Genomic DNA, 6,054 nt, shown 5'->3' on the forward strand with positions numbered 1-6,054 from the left:
CGGGAACGACAGCGTCGTCGCCTGCGGCAGCACCGCACGATGGACGGCCACCTCGACCGGCTTCATCGTCGAGAGATCTCGGCCGTTGAGGGCAACGCGCCCGGTGTAGGCGAGTTCGCCGGAAAGCGCTTTGAGGAAGGTCGTCTTGCCCGAACCATTGGGGCCGACGATGGCGGCGATCTCGCCGGGCCGCGCGTGGAAATCGATACCGCTGACGATAGGCTTGCCGGCGATATCAACCGAAACATCCTTGGCCTCGATCATCAAGCCTCACAAATCAACCACGCCGCGCTTGCGCAGCAGGATCCAAAGGAAAAACGGCGCGCCCGCTATCGCGGTGACGATGCCTATCGGCAGTTCGGCCGGCGCAACGATGGTGCGTGCGACCGCGTCGGCCAGAAGCAGCAGCGAGGCACCGAGCAGCGCCGACGCCGGCAGCAGATAGCGATTGTCCGGACCAATCAGCAGGCGCAGCAGATGCGGTACCACGATGCCGACGAAGCCGATGCCGCCGCTGACGGCGACGGATGCGCCGACCGCGGCAGAGACGCCGACGATGGCCGTGTATTTCAGCCGCTGCACCGGAATGCCGAGATGACCGGCGGTCGCCTCGCCAAGCGCCAGCGCGTTGAGGCCGCGTGCCAGGAACGGCATCGCCGCCAGCGCCAGCACGATGATCGGCCCTACCGACGCGATCTTCGCCCAGGTTGCGCCGCCGAGCGATCCGAGTTGCCAGAAGGTCAGGTCGCGCAACTGGCGATCGTCGGCCATGAAGATAAGAATGCCGGTCAGCGCCATGGCGAGCGCCGCCAGCGCGATGCCGGCAAGCAGCATTGTGGCAACCGAGGTTTGCCCCCGCCGCGTCGCGACCTGGTAAAGCACCAGCGTGGTGGCGAGCCCGCCACAGAAGGCCGCCAGCGGCAGTGCAAGCGTGCCGAGCAAGGCGGTCACCGGAGCCAATATCGTGGCGCCGAGCACGATGACGGCAACCGCGCCGAGGCTGGAGCCGGCCGAGACGCCGATCAGGCCGGGGTCGGCCAGCGGATTGCGGAACAGTCCCTGCATGACCGCGCCGGAGACCGCGAGCGCCGCGCCGACCAGCATGCCGAGGATGATGCGCGGCAGGCGGATGTCATAGACGATCAGGCTGTCGCGGGCGCTCACTGCGGCGTCATCAGGCACTGTGCCGAACAGCCAGCCCCCGATGACGTTGACGGCCGAAGCGTCCGAAGCCCCCGATGTCAGCGACAGAAAAACGGCAGCCGCGAGCCCCAGGCACAGCAGCAGAATGACGATGCGGGCGCGGCCCGACCTGTCGCCTTCGGATACGCTTGCCATCACCGGGCCGGCGATCGATTGATCGACCATGATCCGCCCGTTCAGTCCGTGACCTGCCCGCCATAAAGCGAGACAGCGAGGTCGTGGATGGCATCGGCCGTGCGTGGCCCGAAGCCGAGCAGATAGGCACCGTCGATGCGGATCAGCTTGCGCGCCTTTCCGGCCGGCGTCGAGGCGATCGACGGATTGCCGAACAGTTCGTCATCCGAGACCGGAGGCCCGGCATTGCTCATCATCAGGATCACGTCCGGTCTGGCGGTTATGATCGCCTCGTCGGACATTTGCTTGTAGCCGGAGAAGCCCTCGACCGCGTTGACGCCGCCAGCCAGCTTGACCATACCGTCCGCCGCGGTCTCGCTGCCGGCCGCCAGGATCTTGCCGCCCTGTATCGACAGCACGAACAGGATGCGCTTGCGTTCCTTGATCGACGTCGTTTGCCCTTCGGCGGCCGTGAGCTTGGCATCGAGCTCCCCGGCGAGCACCTCTGCCTTGGCGTCGACGCCGAGCGCCTTGCCGACGATACGGACCTTTTCGAGGATGCCTTCGTGGCTATAGTGCTCGGGCACTTCGATGAACGGGACGCTCGTCTTCTTCAAGACGTCGACGGCTTCCTTGGGACCGCTGCCATGCAACGCCAGGATGCCGGTCGGGTTGACCGAGAGCACGCCTTCCGGTGACAGCGCACGCATATAGCCGACATCGGGCAGCTCAAGCGCCGCCTTTGGGTACCGGCTGGTGGAATCGCGAGCCACCAGATGCTTTTCCTCGCCGAGCGCATAGACGATCTCGGTGATCGAGCCGCCAACGGCCACGATTTTCGAAGGATCGGCAAACACGGCCGTGCCTTCCATGGCGCTGGCGGATTGCAGTGCGATAACAGCCATGGAGAGACCGATCACCGGCCGGAAAATAGATCCGCGCACGGTCGACAATCTTGGGAAAAAACGCATCGCATTTTCCTCAGGCTGCGGTCGGGCTTGGGATGCGCGGCAGGTTTTCCGCCAGGAAGCGCCAGTCATCCCGCTCGCTTTCGCCTTCATGACGCTTGCCGAAGAACTGGATGAACATCTTGCCGTCGGAATCATAGACCTCAAGCGAGGTGACATGACCGTCCTTGGTCGGCTTGCGCACCGCCCAGACCTCCTGGATGTGGTCGGTGCGCAAATGCAGGTGGAAGGTTTCGTCCAGCACGTTGATCCATGGCCCCATCGGCTTGATCGACTTGATCGGACCGGAATGGATCTGGATGCAGCCGCGGTTTCCCACAAAGCACATGATCGGCATCTCGCCCTCCGCAGCGTGATGAAACATGGCACGGACGGCATCATTGTCGAGCTGCCAGGCATAGTCTTGCCCGACCAGGCGCACCGCCTGCCGGCGGCTGAGCTTCAGCGTCTTCAGCATGCCGAAGAACTGGTGCACATCGGTCAGCCGGCTCCAGCGGTCGCGCAGATCGTCGAGATTGGCGGCCGCTTCGTCGCCATGGCTCTCGTCATCGGGGAGTGGTCCCGAAATGTCGACGGTCGGCTCCTGATTGGACGATTCGAGCGCGGCAACCAGCTTCTGATAGGCATAGAGGCTGGAGGCCGGACGCAAATGCACCTTGTGCACGGCCTCGCCCGCCGCATCGAAAAACTGCAGGCTGCGGCGGATTTCGTCGCCGTCTCGCTTCTCGACGGCAAAGCCGTGTGCCCAGACCTTCGGGAAGATGCGCAGGTCGATGTTTTCGCCAAGCACCATGGCATTGTGGTTGCCGGTGACGACCTTGTCATAGACGCCGATCTTTTCGTGCACCGCGCTCTCATTGCGGGTCAGCGCCATGACCTCGCCGACGGCCTCGAGGCCGGTCAGAAGATCGTTGACGCGCGGCTCGATGCGCACGACGCCGTCGCCGCAATGCGCGGCGACCAGTTCGGCTTCCGAAATGCCGAGCTGGGCAGCCAGATCACGCTCGCGCGTCTTCGGATTGTCTGTCCGTGCCCGCCGGATTTCATGCGGGGCGGGTTTTACGCGCTGATCCATGTTTCGTCCCTGCTGCCTAGAGCAATTCCGGGAAAAGTGTGAAACGGTTTTCCGTCCGGAATTGCGTTAAAACAAAGAGCTAGAGCGGTTCGGCGTTTCCGAGAAACGGTGAACCGCTCTAGCCTTACTTGTTGAGAATGAGCTTGCCCTGACGGGTGATCTTCAGCCGGTAGAGCGCACCGTGATGCTCGATGCCGATCTCGTGCTCGCCCTGGAACAGAGTGTTGCTGGACAGGGTTCGCACCGCCAGCGGAACCCGGTCGAAACGGGTGGGGGCCGAGGCATCGTCGGAACGGCGGACGCGATAGCGAAAATCGTTGGGATTGTGGGTGTTCATCTCTGTCGATCCCTTTCCTGTGCCGGGCGTCTGGCTAGGCGTTGCGTAATCCGATTCATTTCTTGACTTGAATAATCATGTTTACTAGTCAGTGCAATACCGGATTAAATGAGTCAACATTTAAGACGCCGGAGACGATCAAAAATGCCAGCCAGCCCCGGGCCAGCCAGCATGAAACCTGGACTTTGGAGTTGGGGCATGGGGTTGGTGACTTGGGAATGGCGTGGCCGGTCGGCGGCGAACGGCGCGGCGGCATTGTTGGCAAGCGTGGCGGCTATCGCCTTGTCGGCGCAATTGGCTAACGCCCAGCAAGCGGCGCAGCCGACAGAGCAAACGAAGAAGGCTGAAGAAGAAAACGCCGCACCAGCGGGAGCAACGCTGCTCGACAAGATCCTCGTCATCAGCCGCACCGGCGAGACGGCGATCGAATCGCTGGCATCGACCAGCCATGTCGGCCAGGAACAGCTCGACCGCCGCATGGCGACGACGCCGAATGAGATGCTGCTTGGCGTGCCCGGTGTCGCGGCGCAGGCCGACGCCAGACGCGTCAGCACCAGTATCAACATCCGAGGCTTGCAGGATTTTGGTCGCGTCGCGGTCATCGTCGACGGCGCCCGTCAGAACTTCCAGCGTTCCGACCACGGCACGCAGTCGACCTTCTACATCGACCCCGAACTCGTTAAATCCGTGGATGTTATCCGTGGTCCTGTCGCCAACACCTATGGCTCAGGCGCCATCGGCGGCGTCGTCTTCTTCGACACCAAGGACGCCGGGGATTTCCTTAAGCCGGAAGAAACATGGGCCGGCTCCGTCACGGGACGCTATGAGAGCAACGGCAAAGGCTGGACAACAAGCGCATCCGGTGCCTACCGCCTCAACGAGAACTGGGACGTGCTCGGCAACATCGTCTACCGCAACTATGACGACTACAAGGATGGCGGTGGCGACACCGTCAAGGGCACCGGCTTCGATGTGCTTAGCGGCCTGCTCAAGACCACCATCCGGCCGACCGACAACAGTGAGCTGAAGCTCGGCTGGGTCGGCTCAAGCGACGGCTGGAACGAGATCAGCGGCGGCGTGCCGGTCAATGACGTCGACCTGAAGTCGAACACCTTCACCGCCCGCTACAACATTACGGATGAGGACAAGAGCTGGCTCGATCTCCATATCAACACCTCCTACAACAAGACCAATCTCGATCTGACCAGCCTCGTGCCTCTCAACCGGTTTGACCCGAGCACCGGCCTTCCAGTTGTTTTGCCGGCTGGCTCGACATCGAGATTCGACATCGGCACGACCAGCATCGACATTTGGAACACGTCCAGATTCGAGACTGCGGGAATCGCGCACGAACTGACCTATGGCGGCGACTGGGCCGGCGATAAAGTCGAGACCGGCGGCACGGCCGGTGGCGACAGCTTCTATACGCCTTCCGGCAAGCGGAACGTCTCCGGCGCCTATGTCCAGGACAAGCTCACCTGGGAGTGGCTCGAAGTCATCGCCGGGCTGCGTTACGACAATTACAGCCTCAAGGATGACACCCACGAAACGTCGGGGGACCGGTTGTCGCCGCGCATCACCGTCGGCGTCTCGCCTTTCGACAGCGCCAGCCTTGCCGGCCTGCAATTCTACGGCACCTATGCGGAAGGATACCGGTCACCCTCCCTGTCGGAAACACTGATCAGCGGTCGCCATCCGGCAGGTGTCACCTTCCCGTTCCTGCCCAATCCCAATCTGCGGCCGGAAACCGGAAAGACCGTCGAATTCGGCGTCAACTACAAGCAGGATGACATCCTCGAAGCCGGCGATGCGCTGCGCATCAAGGCAGCCTATTTCAACAACGATGTCGAAGACTACATCGATGGCGTTACCCTGTCGCGGTTTGACCCGACAGCCGGCTGCCCGAGCGGACCCGGTATCCCGATATGCTTCCAGTACCAGAATTTTGCCAAGGCCAAGATCGACGGCTTCGAACTTGAGGGCGTCTATGATGCCGGATGGGGCTATGCCGGGCTCTCGGCCTCAATCACCAATGGTCATACCATTTCCTACAAGGACGTTCGGGCCGACCTGCTGACCATCCCCTCATCCCAGGTCACCGCGCAGCTCGGCTTGCGCTTCCTCGAGGACAAGCTGACCGTGGGCGGCGAAGTGCAATACAATGGCAAGCCCAAGGGCAATCCGATCGCCGAGGACTACACGCTGGTCAATGCTTTTGCCAGCTACCAGGCGACGGACAATTTGAAGATTGATTTCCGCGCCGACAATCTGTTCGATGTAAAATACGCCAACCCGCTCAACCTGACCACGGCCGGCCAGCCGCCGCAGCCGGTTTTCGCGGCTTACGAGCCCGGCGT

General features: G+C 62.4%; 6 protein-coding genes. 1 reads left to right on the forward strand and 5 read right to left on the reverse strand.

Annotated elements, in window-relative coordinates; all coding sequences use genetic code 11:
- From EN906_RS19890 to hemP, 5 genes are all read right to left on the reverse strand, one after another.
- Window positions 1-264 (reverse strand): ATP-binding cassette domain-containing protein (locus tag EN906_RS19890; RefSeq protein WP_127375320.1); only part of this gene is annotated, 264 nt, incomplete at its 3' end.
- A 6-nt stretch (window positions 265-270) separates the two neighbouring features.
- Window positions 271-1,368 carry an iron ABC transporter permease gene (locus tag EN906_RS19895; RefSeq protein ID WP_127267526.1) on the reverse strand — a complete coding sequence of 366 codons (1,098 nt, stop codon included), beginning with the start codon at window positions 1,366-1,368 and terminating at the stop codon, window positions 271-273.
- A gap of 11 nt (window positions 1,369-1,379) precedes the next feature.
- Window positions 1,380-2,288, reverse strand: a complete 909-nt coding sequence (locus EN906_RS19900) for a hemin ABC transporter substrate-binding protein (RefSeq protein ID WP_127272244.1) — start codon at window positions 2,286-2,288, stop codon at window positions 1,380-1,382.
- Between the two features lie 10 nt (window positions 2,289-2,298).
- Window positions 2,299-3,360: a hemin-degrading factor gene (locus EN906_RS19905; RefSeq protein WP_127272243.1), complete on the reverse strand. Its 1,062-nt coding sequence runs from the start codon at window positions 3,358-3,360 to the stop codon at window positions 2,299-2,301.
- Window positions 3,361-3,484: 124 nt separating this feature from the next.
- The gene (hemP, locus tag EN906_RS19910) at window positions 3,485-3,697 is read right to left on the reverse strand and encodes a hemin uptake protein HemP (RefSeq protein ID WP_127271521.1); all 213 of its coding nucleotides are present in this window, start codon (window positions 3,695-3,697) and stop codon (window positions 3,485-3,487) included.
- A 198-nt stretch (window positions 3,698-3,895) separates the two neighbouring features.
- Here hemP and EN906_RS19915 point away from each other — a divergent pair.
- Window positions 3,896-6,054, forward strand: a 2,159-nt coding sequence (locus EN906_RS19915) for a TonB-dependent hemoglobin/transferrin/lactoferrin family receptor (protein WP_127375321.1), incomplete at its 3' end; no start/stop codon positions are given.

The organism is Mesorhizobium sp. M7A.F.Ca.CA.004.06.1.1 (assembly GCF_003999135.1).
Taxonomy (GTDB): domain Bacteria; phylum Pseudomonadota; class Alphaproteobacteria; order Rhizobiales; family Rhizobiaceae; genus Mesorhizobium.

Excerpts from the sequence above, each read along its gene's own strand:
- EN906_RS19900 (WP_127272244.1), bottom strand. The coding sequence starts at position 2,288 with ATGCGTTTTTTCCCAAGATTGTCGACCGTGCGCGGATCTATTTTCCGG.
- EN906_RS19895 (WP_127267526.1), bottom strand. The coding sequence starts at position 1,368 with ATGGTCGATCAATCGATCGCCGGCCCGGTGATGGCAAGCGTATCCGAA.
- EN906_RS19905 (WP_127272243.1), bottom strand. The coding sequence starts at position 3,360 with ATGGATCAGCGCGTAAAACCCGCCCCGCATGAAATCCGGCGGGCACGG.
- hemP (WP_127271521.1), bottom strand. The coding sequence starts at position 3,697 with ATGAACACCCACAATCCCAACGATTTTCGCTATCGCGTCCGCCGTTCC.